Here is a 17,376-nt window from a genome sequence, read left to right as displayed (position 1 = left end):
CGGCTGTGGCGCAGTGGTGTTCATCGCCAGGCGTCGGCGTCGATGCGCTGGTCGGCGACCTCGGCGACGAGATCCTCGTCGTGCGACGCCAGAACGACGCTCACCCCGGCAGCTTTCTCCGCGACGAGAGTATCGGCAAGCCAGCGGCGACCCTTGGCATCGAGGTGTTGCTCCGGTTCGTCGAGCACCACGATCGACCTCGGCCGCACGAACGCGGACCCGAGCGCAAGCCTCCGTTGCTGACCGCTCGACAACGTCCCCGGCAGTTGATCAGCCGCGCCGGTCAGTCCGATCGCGTCGAGAACGGTCCCTGCGGCGCTGCTCGAATGGTGAACACCATGTGCGGATGCGATCAATTCGAGGTGTTCTCGCACCGATAGATGCGGAAACACCGCGTGGTCGTCGAGAACCGACGCAACGGCAGCTCGAAACCTCGGCGCTGATTCGTCTACCGGTTCCGCACCAGAAGGTTCCAGACCGAAAGTGATTGTGCCGTACTCCAACCGGTCGGCACCGACGATGCAGCGCAACAACGTGGACTTACCCGATCCGTTGGACCCGACCAGCGCGCACGCTTCGCCGGGCAGCACGTCGAACCCGACGTCGGAAAATACGGTGAGTGCGCCGAAACGTCGGCAAGCACCGGAAACATGCAACATGTGAAGGGCTTCCAGGAATCCTCTTGGCAGCGCACGCAAAGGCGGCGCCGTGGACAGACGAGGATGCGGAGATCAGCGCTGACGCGTCTCCGCTGCACAACCGGGAGCCCTGGGCAGCGGACGACCTGGAGCGTCGGGAGCGCTGTGCCCGCGATACGGGCTTCGGATCCATCGATCGGGTACCGCAGGCCCATGCGTCACAGCCCGATAGCCGATCGCGCGACCGTGGCCGACCGAATACAAGACGAGAGCAGCGATCGCGATCGTGGCGACAAGCAATGCGATCTCGGTCAGGTTGTTGCCCGAAGGAGGCAGGGTCACAAGCAGGAACAACAGGACGGCCACGCCGACGAGGTACCCGGGAAACCGCACTGCAATCCCCTCCCCTGTCGGTCGCTTGTACGCCAGCATAAAGCGCAACAACATAGGTCGCGGAACGCCCTCGATTTTGTGCGACCTCGCATGCCAGTTGCGGACTTCACATTCCTGATCAGGCGTGTGAGGTCGGTAATGCGTTGGCGACGTTGCGATGGACCGCGATTCCGGCCGGGCACCCGTTCTCTTTCTGCCGCCAACCTGCGGACGTACAGTGAAAGGGTGGTCGGCCGGCGCATCGTCGCGCTCGCGTTGTTGACTGTCACGACACTCGCATCGTCGTCGTGCGGATACTTCTGGCGCGGTCCGCCGCCGGTTCGCCTCGTCGCTCAGGTCGTCGACCAAGCCAATTGCGCGATCCCGTCGTCGTTGATCGGACATTCGGCGCTGCCGATCGCGCGGGCGTACGAGCCGTCGCCGCTGCCAGGCACAATCCCCGACGGATTCGAGCCCGTCGCTGCGATTACGTGCGACCCGTGGCACAGCCCAATAATCGGTCCCGACCTGACGGTCACCTTCTACGAACACCGCTGGACCGGGGACTTCACCGAAGCGGTCAGAAATCTGAAGCGACCGTCCGAGGGGCAACGACTCGACCAGGACACGTGCCCGGTGGCAAGCCTTGCCGCGTTGCCGGATCTGTGGTTGATCAACTCCGACGGCCTGGCAATGCGACCGTCCTATCCCGTCGACGAATGCAATTTCGCGTGGATTCGCGGGCTCAGGGATGTCGAGCAGCTCGACGAGGTCGCCACGATCGAGCATCGGGTTCAGTTGACGCTCGGCGGGTTGGTCGACGTCCTGGGTCGATGAAGTAACTACTTGACCAACTCGGGTCGTGACGACAGAAAGGCCCCGCCCGATGTGGGCGAGGCCGATCGTGTCCATTCAGCGATAGATCAGAGCGCGCTGCCGCAGACCGGCCAGGCACCGGGGCCCTGGCTGGCAAGGGTGTTCTCGGCGACGCGGATCTGCTCTTCCTTCGATGCCGTGTGCGGCGAGCCCGTGCCGCCGTTGGCGGTCCAGGTGCTCGGCGAGAACTGCAGTCCGCCGTAGTAGCCGTTGCCCGTGTTGGTGGACCAGTTGCCGCCCGACTCACATGCTGCGACGGCGTCCCACTGCGAGCTCGATGCTGCGCTGGCGGTGCCGGTGCCCAGAGCCAGCGGCGCGACGACGAGTGCGCCGGCAGCGGCAGTCAGGGTGGCGGTGCGTTTGAAGTTCGTGAAGGTGCTCATGCGAATTGGTACCTTTCCGTAGTTGGCGAGATGCAGCGCAGAACAAAGCGCCGCAAGCGTCGTCCGGTGGTGATCGCTTCTCGCTCCTGCCCGGGGATTAATTGCTTACTCGACCCGGCGGGCGTATTGAATTACTTCCAACAAATGTTCCTGCCGTGCTACCGGCTTTCGAACTGCGAACCACTGTAGCCGTTCCGTTACCGAATGTCGTGGGTGCAAAATCGAATTCGACTTATGCGAAACAATGCATAACATTCGTCGTCTGCGCAGTTCAAAGTGACAATTCGGGCCGTAGAGACCACACGAACAACGGGCTGATTGTTAGCCGGATCATATGTCTATCGAGACCCGGCTCACATGCCGAGTCTTTATCAATGCACAAAAAAGCGGCCGCACGAGCAATGCTCGAACGACCGCTCTTCAGGTAAGTCGGTACAGATTCAGACAGTGAATCCCAATGCGCGCAATTGTTCGCGACCATCGTCGGTGATCTTGTCCGGGCCCCACGGCGGAACCCACACCCAGTTGATTTTCAATTCCGATACCAACCCGGTGCGGACGAGCGCATTGCGAGACTGGTCTTCGATGACGTCGGTCAGCGGGCAGGCGGCAGAGGTGAGCGTCATGTCGAGCAGGCAGACGTCGTCTTCGTCGACTGCGATGCCGTATACCAAGCCGAGGTCGACGACGTTGATACCGAGCTCGGGATCGACTACGTCGCGCATCGCTTCTTCGAGATCTTCGATTCTCTGCTGATCTTCCGCGCTGAGTTCCGCGGGTTCGGCGGGGGCTTGCGCCTCCGAAGTCTCGGTCATGATGCCTGCCTCTCGTTGATACGAACAACGGCGTCCTTGAACGCCATCCACCCCAGCAATGCGCATTTGACGCGTGCCGGGTATTTCGACACACCTGCAAAAGCGATACCGTCGCCGATCACGTCTTCGTCACCTTCGACGCTACCCCGGCTACTGATCATCTCGTTGAAGGCATCGACAACCCGCAGCGCCTCGACCAGCGGTAGTCCGGTGACCTGATCGGTGAGAACCGAGGTCGACGCCTGACTGATCGAACACCCCTGGCCGTCGTAGGACACATCGGCGACGGTGCCGTCTTCGGCGAGATGCACGCGCAGCGTGACTTCGTCGCCGCAGGTCGGATTGACGTGGTGTACTTCGGCGCCGAACGGCTCGCGCAATCCACGCCCGTGCGGGTGTTTGTAGTGATCGAGGATCACTTCCTGATACATCTGCTCCATCCGCACGGCTCACACCACCCCGAAGAACTTCTGGGCCTTGCGAACTGCGGCGACCAGCGCATCGACTTCTTCGACGGTGTTGTAGACGGCGAAAGACGCGCGTGCTGTTGCGGCAACACCGAACCGACGGTGTAGCGGCCACGCGCAATGATGGCCGACTCGAATCGCGACACCCTCGTCGTCGAGGATCTGGCCGAGGTCGTGAGCATGGATGCCGTCGACGACGAACGCGACAGCTCCCCCACGATCGTCCGTTGTCGTCGGACCGATGATCCGAACCCCGTCGACCGCACCGAGGCCGGCAAGCGCCGCGGATACAAGCACGTGCTCGTGTGCGGCGACAGCGTCCATGCCGATTGCTTCGAGATACCGCACGGCCGCGCCGAGGCCGACGACCTGCGACGTCATCGGAACACCAGCTTCGAAACGCTGCGGTGGTGGCGCGTACGTGGTGGCTTCCATCGTGACCGTTTCGATCATCGATCCACCGGTCAAGAACGGCGGCATCGCGTCGAGCAGTTCGCGCTTCGCCCACAGCACACCGACACCCGATGGACCGAGCATCTTGTGGCCCGAGAACGCGGCGAAGTCGACATCGAGTTCACGAAAGTTCACGGGCATGTGCGGAACCGATTGGCATGCATCGAGAACCACGAGCGCACCGACCGCACGCGCACGACGCACCAGTTCGGCAACGGGCGCTACCGCGCCCGTCACGTTCGACTGATGGGTGAACGAGACGACTTTCACCGCATCGGTCAGTTCGAGGGAATCGAGATCGATACGACCGTCGTCGGTAATCCCGTACCACCGCAGGGTGGCACCCGTTCGGCGCGCAAGCTCTTGCCACGGAACGAGATTCGCATGATGTTCGAGTTCGGTGATGACGATTTCGTCGCCTGGCCCGAGCACGTACGGGAACCGCTCGTCGGAGAACGAATACGTGACGACGTTGAGGGATTCGGTCGCGTTCTTCGTGAACACGATCTCACCCACATCGACGCCGACGAAGCGCGCAATGTCTTCGCGCGCTCCCTCGTAGGCATCGGTCGCCTCTTCGGCCAACTGGTGCGCGCCACGGTGAACGGCCGCGTTGCTCGTCGTGAGGAACTCGCGCTCGGCATCGAGAACCTGCACCGGACGCTGCGACGTCGCACCGGAATCCAAGTACACCAACGGTTTTCCGTCGCGCACGGTCCGGCTCAGGATCGGGAAGTCGTCCCGAACCCGAGTGATGTCGCGTGTCTCGGCTACGACCGTCATGGATCTACGCTCCTGCTGATGCCGTCGATGCCGCGGTGAAGCGGTCGTAGCCGTTGGCGTCGAGCTCGTCGGCCAGTTCGCTTCCGCCCTGCTCGACGATGCGACCGTTGATGAAGACGTGCACGAAGTCCGGCTTGATGTAGCGCAGGATCCGGGTGTAGTGCGTGATCAGCAGAACGCCGCCGTTCTCGCGTTCCTTGTAGCGATTGACGCCTTCGCTGACGATGCGAAGCGCGTCGACGTCGAGGCCGGAGTCGGTCTCGTCGAGAATCGCGATCTTCGGCTTGAGCAGGCCGAGCTGAAGAATTTCGTGGCGCTTCTTTTCACCACCGGAGAAGCCTTCGTTGACGTTGCGCTCGCCGAACGAAGGATCGATCTCGAGCTCGCTCATCGCCTGCTTGGCTTCTTTCACCCAGTGCCGCAGCTTGGGCGCTTCGCCGCGAACCGCGGTCGCAGCCGTGCGAAGGAAGTTCGACATCGACACACCGGGAACCTCGACCGGGTACTGCATCGCGAGGAAAAGTCCTGCGCGCGCCCGCTCGTCGACCGACATCTCGAGGACGTCTTCGCCGTCGAGAGTGATGGTCCCCTGTGTCACCGTGTACTTCGGGTGGCCTGCGATCGCGTAGGACAGCGTCGACTTGCCTGAGCCGTTCGGGCCCATGATCGCGTGCGTCTCACCCGAGCTGATGGTCAGGTCGACACCTTTGAGAATGTGAATCGGTTCGCCGTTGGCATCCGGATTCGCAACCTCGACGTGCAGGTCTTTAACTTCAAGCGTTGTCATAAGAAAAGGGTCCTTTACCTGGTAAGTCTCAAGCACCGACAGCGGCGAGTTCGAGCTCGATCGCCGCCTCGAGCCGTTCGCGGATCTCTTCGACCGCGATCTTGTTGATGATTTCGTGGAAGAAGCCTCTGACAACGAGCCTGCGTGCCTGATCCTCGGGGATGCCTCGCGCACGTAGGTAGAACAGCTGCTCGTCGTCGAATCTTCCCGTGGCACTTGCGTGTCCGGCTCCGGCGATCTCACCGGTCTCGATTTCCAGGTTCGGAACCGAGTCGGCACGGGCGCCGTCGGTCAACACGAGGTTGCGGTTCAGCTCGAACGTGTCCGTGCCTTCGCCCGCGACGCGAATCAGCACATCGCCGACCCACACGGTGTGCGCATCCGGCTTGCCGGACTTCGGATCACCTTGCAGCGCACCCTTGTACGTGACGCGGGACTTGCACTGCGGTTGCGAGTGATCGACGAGCAGTCGCTGTTCGAAATGCTGGCCGGCATCGGCGAAGTAGAGACCGAGGAGTTCGGCGTCGCCGCCGGGTCCCTTGTAGTTGACGGTCGCGGTGAGGCGAACCAGGTCGCCACCGAGTGTGACGGCGGTGTGGCGAAGCACTGCGTCCCTACCGAGCGAGGCGTGGTGCGCCGTGAGATGCACGGCGTCGTCGTTCCAGTCCTGCACCACGACGACGGTCAGCTTCGCACTGTCACCGAGGACGAATTCGACGTTTTCGGCAAACGTGCCGCTGCCCTGCTGATCGATGACGATGGTCGCCGATGCGAAGTTCGCAAGCCGAATCTGGGTGTGCCCGTAGGCGACATTGCCCTCGCCGGGTCCAGTGATCGTGAGAACCACAGGGTCGGCAACCTCGACCTCGGCACCGACGCTGACGACAGTCGCCGTCTCGAAAGCCGAGTAGGCCTGCGCGGCAACACGATCCGCAGGAACGCCTGCCTTGCCGAGGCGGACGTCGTCGCGACCGACGGTCTCGACCGTGACATCGCTACCGGCACCGGCGATCTCGACAGTTGCCGAGCCGCTGACTACTGCTGCGCCGTCGTGCAGGCCACGAAGACGACGCAGCGGAGTGAACCGCCACGCTTCGTCACGACCGGACGGCACCTCGAACTGTTCGACATCGAACGAGGTGAACACCTCGCCCTTGTTGGTCGCTGCGCCGGCTCCGGGATTCTGAACGGGCTTGACGGGGTTCTCGCCGGCAACCGCCGAGATCACGTTGTCCGTAACCGTGTTTTCGGAACTCAACCGACCGACCCTTCCATCTGCAGCTCGATCAAGCGGTTCAGCTCGAGTGCGTATTCCATCGGCAGTTCCTTGGCGATCGGCTCGACGAAGCCACGCACGACCATTGCCATCGCCTCGTCCTCGCTCATGCCGCGGCTCATCAGGTAGAACAGTTGGTCGTCGCTGACCTTCGACACCGTCGCCTCGTGACCCATCGTGACGTCGTCCTCACGGATGTCGACGTACGGGTAGGTGTCGCTTCGGCTGATCGTGTCGACGAGCAGCGCATCGCACTTCACGGTCGACCGCGAGCCGTATGCGCCCTTGTTGACCTGCACGAGACCGCGGTAGGAAGCGCGGCCACCGCCGCGAGCGACCGACTTGCTGACGATCGTCGACGTGGTGTGCGGCGCCAGATGCAGCATCTTCGCACCGGTGTCCTGGTGCTGACCTTCGCCTGCGAACGCAACGGAAAGAACCTCGCCGTGCGCATGCTCACCGGTCATCCAGACGGCCGGGTACTTCATGGTCACCTTGGAGCCGATGTTGCCGTCGATCCACTCCATCGTCGCGCCCGCTTCGGCCTTCGCCCGCTTGGTCACGAGGTTGTAGACGTTGTTCGACCAGTTCTGAATCGTGGTGTACCGGCAGCGGCCACCCTTCTTCACGATGATCTCGACAACCGCGGAGTGCAGCGAGTCGGACTTGTAGATCGGCGCGGTACAACCCTCGACGTAGTGCACGTAGGCACCCTCGTCGACGATGATGAGCGTCCGCTCGAACTGGCCCATGTTCTCGGTGTTGATCCGGAAGTAGGCCTGCAGCGGGATGTCGACGTGCACGCCCGGCGGAACGTAGATGAACGAGCCACCCGACCACACCGCGGTGTTCAGCGCCGAGAACTTGTTGTCGCCTGCGGGGATCACCGTGCCGAAGTACTGGCGGAACAGCTCTGGCTGCTCCTTCAGTGCCGTGTCGGTGTCGAGGAAGAGCACGCCCTGCTGCTCGAGATCCTCACGGATCGAGTGGTAGACGACCTCGGACTCGTACTGCGCGGCGACGCCGGAGACCAAGCGCTGCTTCTCCGCTTCGGGGATGCCGAGCTTGTCGTAGGTGTTCTTGATGTCTTCGGGCAGATCGTCCCAGGTCGCGGCCTGCTTCTCGCTGGAGCGCACGAAGTACTTGATGTTGTCGAAATCGATGCCACTCAGGTCGGAACCCCAATTCGGCATCGGCTTGCGCTCGAATGTGCGCAACGCCTTGAGGCGCGCCTCGAGCATCCACTCGGGCTCGCTCTTCTTTGCCGAGATGTCCGCGACGACAGCCGGGGAGATACCGCGCTTGGCGCTGGCGCCTGCAACGTCTGAATCCGCCCAGCCGTAGCCGTAATTGCCCAGCGACGCGATGGTCTCCGCCTGAGTCAACGGTTCCGTCGGCGTCACCTGGTCTGTGACAGTCATTCGAGCTCCTTCCGGAGTCTTGTGCGTGCCGATGCAGGGCTGGGCATCGGCTTTGGAGCTTTCGAGCTATCCCGTCGCCGTCTTCGCAGACAGCGGTGGGGTGAGTGGTACATGGGTCGTGCAGGCACAGTCGCCGTTCGCGATCGTCGCGAGACGCTGAACATGGGTGCCGAGCAAATTCCTGAAGGCGTGCAATTCGGCATCGCACAGTTCGGGAAATTCCTCGGCGACATGCGAGACCGGGCAGTGATGCTGGCAGATCTGCACACCGTTGCCGACCTTGCGGGTCGTTGCCGCGAAGCCTGCCGAGGTGAAAACGTCGGCAATCTCTTCGGCCTTGTCGGTCAGCGCTTCGGTGTCACGGTCGGCAGCCGGATCGACACCTGCGACGATCGCGGCCACTCGCTTGCGCGCGAACTCCTCGATAGCGGACTGCCCACCGATTTCTCGCAGCTGCCGCATCGCGGCGCCTGCCAGATCGTCGTATGCATGACCGAGCTTGCCTCGTCCGGCAGGAGTCAGCTGGTACTGCTTCGCGGGCCTGCCACGGCCGCGTTGCTGCCAACTGGCAGACGTTGCCGCGCGTGCCTCGCCTGCTTCGATAAGAGCATCGAGGTGTCGACGGACTCCCGCTGCTGTCAACTCCAACTTCGTACCGATAGCGGTCGCCGTGATCGGTCCCTCTTCGAGCAGCAGCCGAACGATCGCCGCACGGGTGTGGCCGTCGTGTGACACTGCGACGCTGACCGGGACACCACCGGCTTGCGCGACGGGCTCGACCGAAGCGGACATGGCGTTGCCGCCCGCCCCTTCGTCGATTTTCGTCGGCGTGCCGATAGTTTTCACAACACCAGTGTGACGGAATTAGCTGGACCGGTCTAGCAAGGGTGCCCTGACAAACCGGCACGGGCCGGTGAGAGCCGTGCCACACAGCACCGAAACGGCGTCCGACCAGGGTCCTGACCCGACTTCGGCCGTCCAATAGCTACGCTTCCATTCGTGACGCCAGATCGAAAGAGCGCGAACCACTCGGTGGTGAGGCGATCCATCGATCTCGGACGACGCGCTCTCGGTCTCGACTCGCCGACACCCGACCACTCCGTCGCGAAACTGCACGGCGACGAAGCTGAAGCACCTGGGCTCAACGCCAACGAAACACGGCAGTTGCGCTACGTCCGCCGGATGGGAACGACCGGCGCGGTGCTCATGGCGATCGGCGCACTCGGCTTCGGCGCCCAGCCGGTCCATCAGAACCCCACCCAGGGCCTACGAATCCTCGGTCTGCCCGCCCGCCTCGGCGCGGCAGGACTGACCCTGACCATGACCGGGACCGTCACCGTCGTCCTCGCCTGGCTTCTGCTCGGCCGCTTCGCCATCGGCCGCGCTCGCGACGGTGGCGTCGCTCGTCGGCTGAGCCGGTCCCAACTCGATCGCACCCTGCTGCTGTGGATCCTGCCGCTGTCCGTCGCGCCACCGATGTTCAGCCAGGATGTGTACTCCTACCTCGCACAGAGCGAGATCGCCCACCGTGGCCTCGATCCCTACGAACTCGGACCTCGTCCCGCGCTCGGGCTCGACCATGTCCTCACCAACAGTGTTCCGAACATCTGGCAATCGACGCCCGCACCCTACGGTCCGCTGTTCCTCTGGATGGGTCGCGGTATTTCGTCGATCGCTGGCGACAACATCGTCGCGGGCGTCTGGCTGCATCGGGTACTCGCGCTAGGTGGTGTCGCCCTGATCGTCTGGGCCCTACCTCGTCTCGCACGACGCTGCGGAGTAGCCAGTGTGAGTGCGCTCTGGTTGGGTGCAGCGAACCCGCTGCTGCTGTTTCACCTGGTAGCGGGCGTTCACAACGAGGCATTGATGCTCGGGCTTATGCTCGCAGGCCTCGAATTGGCGATGCGTGCCATCGAGAACACCGACCCGTTGCGAGGATGGAACCTTGCCCTGCTCGCAGCGGGCTGTGCAGTCATCACCATGTCGTCGACCATCAAGATCCCGTCGTTGATCGCGCTCGGGTTCGTCTGGATGGCCCTCACCAGACGCTGGGGCGGCACGTTCCGCGCCCTCGTCAAAGCCACAGCTCTGACCGGAGTCGTCGCGCTGACGGTCACTCTGATCGTCGCGTTCGCCAGCGGACTCGGGTTCGGCTGGGTGAATACCCTCGGCACGGCCAATGCGGTCCGCAGTTGGATGTCGCTGCCGACGTCGCTCGGCATCTTCACCGGGTTCGGCGGCGTGCTGCTCGGACTCGGCGACCACACGACCGCCGTGCTGTCGATCACCCGACCGATCGCGGCGCTCACGGCGGCATTCATCGCCGTTCGCATGCTGATCGCGGTCTATACGGGTCGATTGCACCCGATGGGTGCGCTCGGCGTCGCACTCGGCGCGATAGTGCTGCTTTTCCCCGTCGTGCAACCGTGGTACCTGCTGTGGGCCGTGACACCTCTGGCCGCATGGGCGACACGACCGGCGTTCCGCATACCGACGATCGCGTTCTCGTGTGTTGTCAGCGTGATTCTTATGCCGACCGGCGCAAAGGTCGAGCCGTTCCAGATCGTCGAAGCGGCTATCGCGACAATCCTGGTCTGCGGCACTGTGATTCTCGTTACGCGCAAAATTCTGCCGTGGCGCGCGGAGGCGGGGGCACCGACGGCACCGGCCGATCGCGACGCTTACGCTCAATCCTCGTGACCAACCAGCCAGCGGTGCGCCTCGACGGCGTCGTCAAGGCATTCGGCTCGGTAACCGCCGTCGACGGCCTCGATCTTGTGGTCCAACGCTCGCAGGTGCTCGCCCTGCTCGGCCCGAACGGCGCGGGCAAGACGACGACGGTCGAAATGTGCGAGGGGTTCGTCGTACCCGACGCCGGTTCGGTGCGCGTACTCGGCTTCGACCCGATCCGGGAGTCCGCTTCGGTGCGATCTCGAATCGGCGTGATGCTGCAGGGCGGCGGCGCCTATCCAGGTTCGCGCGCGGGGGAAATGTTGGCACTCGTCGCGTCCTACTCGGCGAATCCGCTCGACCCCGACTGGCTGCTGCGAACGCTGGGTTTGCAGGACACGACGAAGACCCCGTACCGACGATTGTCCGGCGGCCAGCAGCAGCGGCTTGCGCTTGCGTGCGCCCTCGTCGGTCGTCCCGAGTTGGTGTTTCTCGACGAACCGACCGCCGGCCTCGACGCACAAGCTCGGTTGATGGTCTGGGAGTTGATCGATTCGCTACGGCGAGACGGTGTTTCGGTTCTGCTGACCACACACATGATGGACGAAGCCGAACAACTCGCCGACGAACTGGTGATCATCGATCACGGCAAGATCGTGGCATCCGGCACCCCTTCGGAACTCACGAAGCGTGGCGCCGAGGGCCAGTTGCGGTTCACCGCGCCCGCCAATCTCGACCTTTCACTGCTGGTAACCGCTCTGCCGGAGGGCTTTTCGCCGCGCGAGACGTCACCGGGTTCCTACCTCCTCGAAGGCGAGATCGATCCGCAGGTTTTGGCGACGGTCACCGCATGGTGCGCCCGAATCGGTGTCCTTGCCACCGACCTGCGAGTCGATCAGCGTCGGCTCGAAGACGTCTTCCTCGAATTGACCGGACGGGAGTTGCGCGGGTGACGAATCGCTTCACGCCGGGAATTTTCACCCCCGACCCGCGCCCGAACGCGCCGCTGCGGATGCTCGTCGCGCAGACCAGGCTCGAGCTGATCCTGTTGTTGCGCAACGGCGAACAACTCCTGTTGACGATGTTCATACCGATCACACTGCTGATCGGGTTGTGCCTACTCCCGGTCGGCGACCTCGGCGAACATCGCGTCGACTCGGTTGTGCCCGCGGTGATGATGGTTGCGGTGATGTCGACCGCGTTCACCGGGCAGGCGATTGCGGTCGGCTTCGATCGGCGCTACGGCGCGCTCAAGAGACTCGGCGCGACCGCATTGCCGAAGTGGGGAATCATCGCAGGCAAGAGTGCCGCCGTGGTGATCGTGGTCGCCCTGCAGGCGGTGCTGATCGGGGCGATCGGATTCGGTCTCGGCTGGCGACCCGGCATCGGTGGACTCGCACTCGGTGCGGTGATCATCGCTCTGGGAACTATCACGTTCGCCGCGATGGGACTCCTGCTCGGCGGCACGCTCAAGGCAGAGATCGTCCTCGCGCTCGCGAACATCCTGTGGTTCATCATGCTCGGAATCGGCAGTGTCGTCTTCGCATCCGACGACCTGCCCGAAGTACTTCGTCTTATAGCGAGACTCATCCCCTCTGGCGCCCTCGCCGAGACGCTCAAAGCTGCACTGGTCGGGTCCGTCGATTGGTTCGGCGTAGCCGTCCTCGCGGTCTGGGCCACTGCGTGCGGCTATCTGGCGACCAAAACCTTCAAGTTCACCTAGAGGCCGCTCCGCGGCTCGTGAGTCTTTTCGGTGGGCGGGACCGCCGAAAAGACTCACGAGCGGCGTAGCCGCTCTGCCGCCCAACGACAGCCTGTAGTTGACGGGCATCTACCATCGAAGCGTGCTCTATCGCGGCTATCTCGGCCTTGTCGATCGTCTACCGCTCCCCTCGCTTCGGGTGCAGCGCGCGATCGCGCTCGGCGTCATCCTGACCCAGGCAGGCATCGCCGTCACCGGCGCTGTCGTCCGTGTGACCGCATCCGGACTCGGTTGCCCCACCTGGCCACAGTGTTTCCCCGGCAGCTTCACCCCCATCGGGGTCTCCGAGGTCGCGGTGCTGCACCAAGCGGTCGAGTTCGGCAACCGCATGCTGACCTTCGTCGTCGTCCTCGCCGCCGCAGCGGTTGTCCTTGCGGTGACGCGGGCCCGACGCCGCCGCGAAGTGATCGTGTTCGCGTGGTTGATGCCGGGCGGAACTGTGGTTCAGGCGATCATCGGCGGCATCACGGTCCGCACCGGACTGCTCTGGTGGACCGTTGCCGTGCACTTGATCGCCTCGATGGCCATGGTGTGGCTTGCGGTGTTGCTCTACGCGAAGATCACCGAAGACGACGACGCCGAACCCGTCGCGGTCGTCCCCGCTCCCCTGCGTTGGCTCACCGCGCTGTCCGGCGTCGCGCTCGCAGGAACACTCGTCGCAGGCACGTTGGTCACCGGTGCGGGTCCGCATGCGGGCGACAAGAGCCTCGAACGCACGGTGCCGCGGCTCGAAATCGAGATCGTGACGCTCGTCCACCTGCACGCGCAGTTGGTGATCGGCTATCTGGCCCTTGTGATCGGGTTGGCCTTCGGGCTGTACGCCGTGCGCGCACCGAAAGCGGTACTGACCCGAGTGCAGGTCGTCGTTGCCGTCGTGGTCGCGCAGGGTGCGGTCGGCGTCGTCCAGTATTTCACCGACGTGCCCGCCGCACTCGTCGCCGTTCACGTCGGCGGCGCGGGAGCATGCACAGCAGCGACGGCAGCCCTGTGGGCAAGTGGGCGTGGGCGCAGGGCGGCGTCAGCCGACCATCAGGTCAGCGATGACCGCGCGGTGTTGTCCGCCTGACACGTCGACGGTCCACACCTCGGTCGAGACTATCGACGGACCCGCCGTGAGCACCTGATCCAGCCGCACTCCGAGCCACGCGGGTACCGAGTTCGGCCAACTCCCCGTGAGCTTGCTGAGAGTTCCCCCACTTGCCCTGCACCCGGATCCGATCAGTTCCCGGAACCGCGAGTGATTGAAGGTGGCATTCAGATCGCCTGCGATAACCGTCGGACTGTCGCTTCGGCATGGCGGGACCAACGCGGCCAGGTCTGCATCCCAGGTCGCCTCGGACCCCAGATTCGGCGAATTCGGATGTACCGCATGCACATTCACCGCATGACCCGCAACTGTGACGGTCGTGGTGACCGTCCCGAGACTGAGCGGCAACCGTGCCACAGGCACTGCCGGCCGCAGCGACGAGCGGATCAACAACGACGTCGCGCCCGCCGTAGCAGCCGAACGCGTGCCGATCGTGTCGTCGAAGACATCGAAGCCGGGCCCGACAAGACGCGCGATTTCACGTGCGTACACCGAAGACCCTTCGGGCATGGCGATCACGTCCGGTCGGAACTGCCGGATCAGGTCGGCAAGCGGCTCGACGTGCGCCGAATCGGCGCCGACGTTGACAGTCAGCACCCGCAGGTTTGCCACACCGGTTCCAATCGGGCCCGAGGACTGTGGGAATACCGTCGCGACGGATATCGATCCGACGACGCCCAGCACCACCGCCGAAAAGGGGCGAACGAACGCGACAACGACGGCCGCGGCAACAGCAAGCACCGCAAGATGGACGCGGAACGCGGTCAGCTGCGCGACGACAGGTAGCCGATCGAGCGGTAACCCCACACCCGCAGGCAACCACGTGAGCACCACGCAGATCGCAACGAGTAGCACTCCTGCTGCGACCGCGGTTCGCACCGTGGATCGATCAGACGTCGTTGCGCGCCTTGGGGAATCGCGTCTGATTCGCGACCCAGCCCGCCATCTTCTTCCAGTGGCCGACCCGAGGCGTGACGATCGAGGTCAGTTCGCGGTCCCACTCCGAGACCGTGATGGCGTCGAAGCTCTCGACGACAGCCTTGGCGGTCGGCAGGTCGGCGACCATCTGGTCGCCGAGGATCCCGTCGGCACCGACGAGGGTGATTCGCACGCCCATGCGCCCGACCGGCTGCAGGACGGCACTCGCGGCGTCACCGTGATCGGTCAGGAACTTCTCGATCGACTTCCGGACGTGGGCAGGAACCTTGACGTCGGTCTGAGCGGCATCGGTCGTCATACGTCGAACAATACTGGCGAGCTGTGCAGGTGTAGAAATGAGGGCCATGCGCGCTATACAGGTGAACCAGCACGGCGGACCCGAAGTACTTCAGCTGGCCGAGGTTCCGGATCCCGAGATCACCGCAGGTCAGCTCCTTGTGCGGACCGAAGCGGTCGGCGTGAACTTCATCGACACGTATTTCAGAACGGGCGCCTACCCGCGGCCGGTGCCGTACATCCCTGGCGCTGAGGGAACCGGTGTCGTCGAGCAGGTCGGCGAGCAGGTCAGCGGGTTCGCAGTCGGCGATCACGTCGCATGGGCGTCCGCCGAGGGTAGCTACGCCGAGAAGGTTGCGGTGGACGCCGAACGCGCTGTGCCGGTACCCGCCGGCGTCGAGGCACCCGAAGCGGCATCCGCGCTGCTGCAGGGCATGACCGCGCATTACCTACTGAATTCGGTCTACAACGCGCAGCCCGCGGACTGGGTGCTCGTGCATGCCGGCGCAGGCGGTGTCGGTTTGATCCTCACGCAGCTCGCGGCAGCCCGCGGTGTGCGAGTGATCACCTCGGTGTCGACCGACGACAAAGAAGCGCTGTCGCGCGCTGCTGGCGCTGCAGAAGTGGTCCGTTACGGCGACGAACTCGCCGCGCAGGTGCGTGACATCACCGACGGTGAAGGTGTTGCGGCCGTGTACGACGGTGTCGGTGCCGCAACCTTCGAGTCGAGCCTGGCCGCACTGCGAATTCGCGGCACGCTGGCGCTGTTCGGTGCCGCGAGCGGACCCGTCCCACCGTTCGACCCACAGCGGCTCAATCCAGCGGGGTCGGTGTATCTGACCAGGCCGACCTTGGTTCACTTCACCCGCGACCGCGAGGAACTGCTGTGGCGAAGTGGCGACGTCTTCGCTGCGATCGCGGACGGATCGCTCCAGATCACGATCGGTGCGACCTATCCGCTTGCGGACGCCGCGACCGCACACCGTGATCTGGAAGGTCGCAAGACCACCGGGTCGATCGTCCTGCTCCCCTAGTCGGCGAGCCGGTCGCGCATCATCCGAGGATGCTGCCGACCGTCGTCCAACCGAGGACGGAATCGACCGCGAGGCCGCAGAAGACGATCGCAAGGTAGTTGTTGGACTGCAGGAACAGTTTGAGCGGCTTGACCGATTCGCCGCGCCGGACACCCGCGTAGAGCTGGTGCGCCATCAGCAGGAACCAGGCGCCGGCCGCGACAGCGACGGCGGCGTAGACGACTCCGGTCGCAGGTATCAGGGCGATCGTCGCGAACACCGTCAGCCAGGTGTAGACGACGATCTGCTTGGTGACCTTCTCTTCGGTGGCAACCACTGGCAGCATCGGCACACCCGCTGCTTTGTAGTCCTCCTTGTAGCGCATCGCGAGCGCCCACGTATGCGGTGGCGTCCAGAAGAAGATGACCGCGAACAAGACGAGCGACTGCCAGCCGATCGTGCCGGTGACAGCAGACCAGCCGACCAGCACCGGCATACATCCGGCAGCGCCGCCCCAGACCACGTTCTGCGAGGTCCGACGCTTGAGGCCGAGGGTGTAGACGAAGACGTAGAAGAGGATCGTTCCGACGACGAGCAGCCCGCTGAGCAGGTTTGCCGCCCACCACAGCCAGGCGAACGACCCGAGTCCGAGGGCCACGCCGAAAACGAATGCGTGCGACGTTGGCACTGCCGCGCGGGCCAGCGGCCTACGTTCGGTGCGCTTCATCAGCTTGTCGATGTCGGCATCGGCGACGCAGTTGAGTGTGTTGGCGCTTGCCGCGCCCATCCAGCCGCCGAAGAGTGTGCTGAGGATCAGCGCGATGTCGACAGTCCCACGCTGCGCGAGCAGCATCGTGGGAATGGTGGCGACCAGCAACAACTCGATCACACGCGGCTTCGTCAAGGCGATGTAAGCCATCGGCTTCGCGAAAATGGGCTTGGTGAGAATCGAGGACCGCGGCGCAACGCCCTCGGCGGAGACCGGGTCGGTGGGAGCCGGGCCGCCGAGGCCATGTCCACTCGGCTGTTGCCCTATCCGCACTATCGCTCCTCGCACCACACGCATTCGCATGAAAATCGGCCATGTCGAAGCAGCGCGCGGACCTTCGCACGACGCAGCTACTACGCAAGATGGTAGACGCCGGGAGAGGTGGTCCATCGCCGAACCCCCAACGTGACCGTTTCGCCGGGTGCTGCCGCAGGTCGGAGTCGACCGATCGAGCCGCACGGATTGCATAGATGTGCGGACGTTAGGGTCGGATCGAACTAAGGTTGTGTCAATCCGGCAGTCACCACACTTCGAGTACCAGTCACGTCGCTCACAACACCTTTCGCCACACCTTTCGCAATCGAATGTC

Annotated in this window: 19 protein-coding genes; 6 read left to right on the top strand and 13 right to left on the bottom strand. The window is 64.0% G+C overall.

Features of this window, described 5'->3' with window-relative positions; genetic code table 11:
• Window positions 1-20 precede the first annotated feature (20 nt).
• Together JGU71_RS01205 and JGU71_RS01200 are read right to left on the bottom strand one after the other, a co-directional pair.
• Window positions 21-659, bottom strand: coding sequence for an ABC transporter ATP-binding protein (locus tag JGU71_RS01205; protein WP_199701190.1), 639 nt, complete (start codon window positions 657-659; stop codon window positions 21-23).
• 72 nt (window positions 660-731) lie between these two features.
• Window positions 732-1,031, bottom strand: coding sequence for a DUF6412 domain-containing protein (locus JGU71_RS01200; RefSeq protein WP_199701185.1), 300 nt, complete (start codon window positions 1,029-1,031; stop codon window positions 732-734).
• 225 nt (window positions 1,032-1,256) lie between these two features.
• Here JGU71_RS01200 and JGU71_RS01195 point away from each other — a divergent pair, with 225 nt between their 5' ends.
• Entirely contained in the window at window positions 1,257-1,847 is a 591-nt protein-coding gene (locus JGU71_RS01195) for a hypothetical protein (protein ID WP_199701184.1), read from the top strand.
• Between the two features lie 86 nt (window positions 1,848-1,933).
• On the opposite strand, the gene JGU71_RS01190 is transcribed toward JGU71_RS01195, so the two are convergent.
• From JGU71_RS01190 to JGU71_RS01155, 8 genes are all read right to left on the bottom strand, one after another.
• Complete coding sequence (locus JGU71_RS01190; protein ID WP_199701183.1) at window positions 1,934-2,269, bottom strand: transglycosylase family protein; 336 nt, start codon at window positions 2,267-2,269, stop codon at window positions 1,934-1,936.
• A 440-nt stretch (window positions 2,270-2,709) separates the two neighbouring features.
• Window positions 2,710-3,084, bottom strand: a complete 375-nt coding sequence (locus JGU71_RS01185; RefSeq protein WP_199701176.1) for a metal-sulfur cluster assembly factor — start codon at window positions 3,082-3,084, stop codon at window positions 2,710-2,712.
• Window positions 3,081-3,530, bottom strand: a complete 450-nt coding sequence (sufU, locus tag JGU71_RS01180; RefSeq protein WP_199701175.1) for a Fe-S cluster assembly sulfur transfer protein SufU — start codon at window positions 3,528-3,530, stop codon at window positions 3,081-3,083. Before sufU ends, JGU71_RS01185 begins: the two co-directional genes overlap by 4 nt.
• Before the next feature lie 3 nt (window positions 3,531-3,533).
• Window positions 3,534-4,787, bottom strand: coding sequence for a cysteine desulfurase (locus JGU71_RS01175; RefSeq protein WP_199701174.1), 1,254 nt, complete (start codon window positions 4,785-4,787; stop codon window positions 3,534-3,536).
• Between the two features lie 4 nt (window positions 4,788-4,791).
• Complete coding sequence (gene sufC, locus JGU71_RS01170; protein ID WP_199701173.1) at window positions 4,792-5,574, bottom strand: Fe-S cluster assembly ATPase SufC; 783 nt, start codon at window positions 5,572-5,574, stop codon at window positions 4,792-4,794.
• Between the two features lie 28 nt (window positions 5,575-5,602).
• Window positions 5,603-6,832, bottom strand: a complete 1,230-nt coding sequence (gene sufD, locus JGU71_RS01165) for a Fe-S cluster assembly protein SufD (protein ID WP_199701172.1) — start codon at window positions 6,830-6,832, stop codon at window positions 5,603-5,605.
• Window positions 6,829-8,271, bottom strand: a complete 1,443-nt coding sequence (sufB, locus tag JGU71_RS01160; RefSeq protein ID WP_199701171.1) for a Fe-S cluster assembly protein SufB — start codon at window positions 8,269-8,271, stop codon at window positions 6,829-6,831. The genes sufD and sufB overlap by 4 nt, the downstream gene beginning before the upstream one ends.
• A 66-nt stretch (window positions 8,272-8,337) precedes the next feature.
• On the bottom strand, window positions 8,338-9,117 hold the full coding sequence (locus JGU71_RS01155; protein ID WP_372433070.1) for a helix-turn-helix transcriptional regulator: 780 nt from the start codon (window positions 9,115-9,117) through the stop codon (window positions 8,338-8,340).
• A 153-nt stretch (window positions 9,118-9,270) separates the two neighbouring features.
• Here JGU71_RS01155 and mptB point away from each other — a divergent pair, with 153 nt between their 5' ends.
• From mptB to JGU71_RS01135, 4 genes are all read left to right on the top strand, one after another.
• Window positions 9,271-10,971 carry a polyprenol phosphomannose-dependent alpha 1,6 mannosyltransferase MptB gene (gene mptB, locus JGU71_RS01150; protein ID WP_307829440.1) on the top strand — a complete coding sequence of 567 codons (1,701 nt, stop codon included), beginning with the start codon at window positions 9,271-9,273 and terminating at the stop codon, window positions 10,969-10,971.
• Window positions 10,962-11,894 carry an ABC transporter ATP-binding protein gene (locus tag JGU71_RS01145; RefSeq protein ID WP_199702739.1) on the top strand — a complete coding sequence of 311 codons (933 nt, stop codon included), beginning with the start codon at window positions 10,962-10,964 and terminating at the stop codon, window positions 11,892-11,894. The genes mptB and JGU71_RS01145 overlap by 10 nt, the downstream gene beginning before the upstream one ends.
• Window positions 11,891-12,664, top strand: a complete 774-nt coding sequence (locus JGU71_RS01140; protein ID WP_307829439.1) for an ABC transporter permease — start codon at window positions 11,891-11,893, stop codon at window positions 12,662-12,664. Before JGU71_RS01145 ends, JGU71_RS01140 begins: the two co-directional genes overlap by 4 nt.
• Before the next feature lie 121 nt (window positions 12,665-12,785).
• Window positions 12,786-13,769: a COX15/CtaA family protein gene (locus JGU71_RS01135; protein ID WP_199701168.1), complete on the top strand. Its 984-nt coding sequence runs from the start codon at window positions 12,786-12,788 to the stop codon at window positions 13,767-13,769.
• Here the strand turns inward: JGU71_RS01135 and JGU71_RS01130 are convergent.
• Both JGU71_RS01130 and JGU71_RS01125 read right to left on the bottom strand, forming a co-directional pair.
• Complete coding sequence (locus tag JGU71_RS01130; RefSeq protein ID WP_199701166.1) at window positions 13,722-14,669, bottom strand: endonuclease/exonuclease/phosphatase family protein; 948 nt, start codon at window positions 14,667-14,669, stop codon at window positions 13,722-13,724. The genes JGU71_RS01135 and JGU71_RS01130 overlap by 48 nt on opposite strands.
• Before the next feature lie 10 nt (window positions 14,670-14,679).
• Window positions 14,680-15,027 (bottom strand): hypothetical protein, encoded by a 348-nt coding sequence (locus JGU71_RS01125; RefSeq protein ID WP_199701165.1) that lies wholly within the window; start codon window positions 15,025-15,027, stop codon window positions 14,680-14,682.
• A gap of 46 nt (window positions 15,028-15,073) precedes the next feature.
• Here JGU71_RS01125 and JGU71_RS01120 point away from each other — a divergent pair, with 46 nt between their 5' ends.
• Entirely contained in the window at window positions 15,074-16,039 is a 966-nt protein-coding gene (locus tag JGU71_RS01120) for a quinone oxidoreductase family protein (RefSeq protein WP_199701161.1), read from the top strand.
• A 19-nt stretch (window positions 16,040-16,058) separates the two neighbouring features.
• Here JGU71_RS01120 and JGU71_RS01115 read toward each other — a convergent pair whose 3' ends face one another.
• Window positions 16,059-16,967 carry a heme o synthase gene (locus JGU71_RS01115; RefSeq protein ID WP_372433092.1) on the bottom strand — a complete coding sequence of 303 codons (909 nt, stop codon included), beginning with the start codon at window positions 16,965-16,967 and terminating at the stop codon, window positions 16,059-16,061.
• Between the last annotated feature and the right edge of the window lie 409 nt (window positions 16,968-17,376).

The sequence above is a fragment of the Antrihabitans stalagmiti genome, assembly GCF_016482825.1.
In the GTDB taxonomy this organism is placed as follows: domain Bacteria; phylum Actinomycetota; class Actinomycetes; order Mycobacteriales; family Mycobacteriaceae; genus Antrihabitans; species Antrihabitans stalagmiti.
Note: the sequence above shows the minus strand (reverse complement) of the source record. Positions and strands in the feature narration are given on the sequence as shown.

Coding starts and splice junctions, on each gene's coding strand:
- JGU71_RS01205 (WP_199701190.1), bottom strand. CDS start 659: ATGTTGCATGTTTCCGGTGCTTGCCGACGTTTCGGCGCACTCACCGTA.
- JGU71_RS01190 (WP_199701183.1), bottom strand. CDS start 2,269: ATGAGCACCTTCACGAACTTCAAACGCACCGCCACCCTGACTGCCGCT.
- JGU71_RS01185 (WP_199701176.1), bottom strand. CDS start 3,084: ATGACCGAGACTTCGGAGGCGCAAGCCCCCGCCGAACCCGCGGAACTC.
- JGU71_RS01175 (WP_199701174.1), bottom strand. CDS start 4,787: ATGACGGTCGTAGCCGAGACACGCGACATCACTCGGGTTCGGGACGAC.
- sufC (WP_199701173.1), bottom strand. CDS start 5,574: ATGACAACGCTTGAAGTTAAAGACCTGCACGTCGAGGTTGCGAATCCG.
- sufB (WP_199701171.1), bottom strand. CDS start 8,271: ATGACTGTCACAGACCAGGTGACGCCGACGGAACCGTTGACTCAGGCG.
- JGU71_RS01125 (WP_199701165.1), bottom strand. CDS start 15,027: ATGACGACCGATGCCGCTCAGACCGACGTCAAGGTTCCTGCCCACGTC.
- JGU71_RS01120 (WP_199701161.1), top strand. CDS start 15,074: ATGCGCGCTATACAGGTGAACCAGCACGGCGGACCCGAAGTACTTCAG.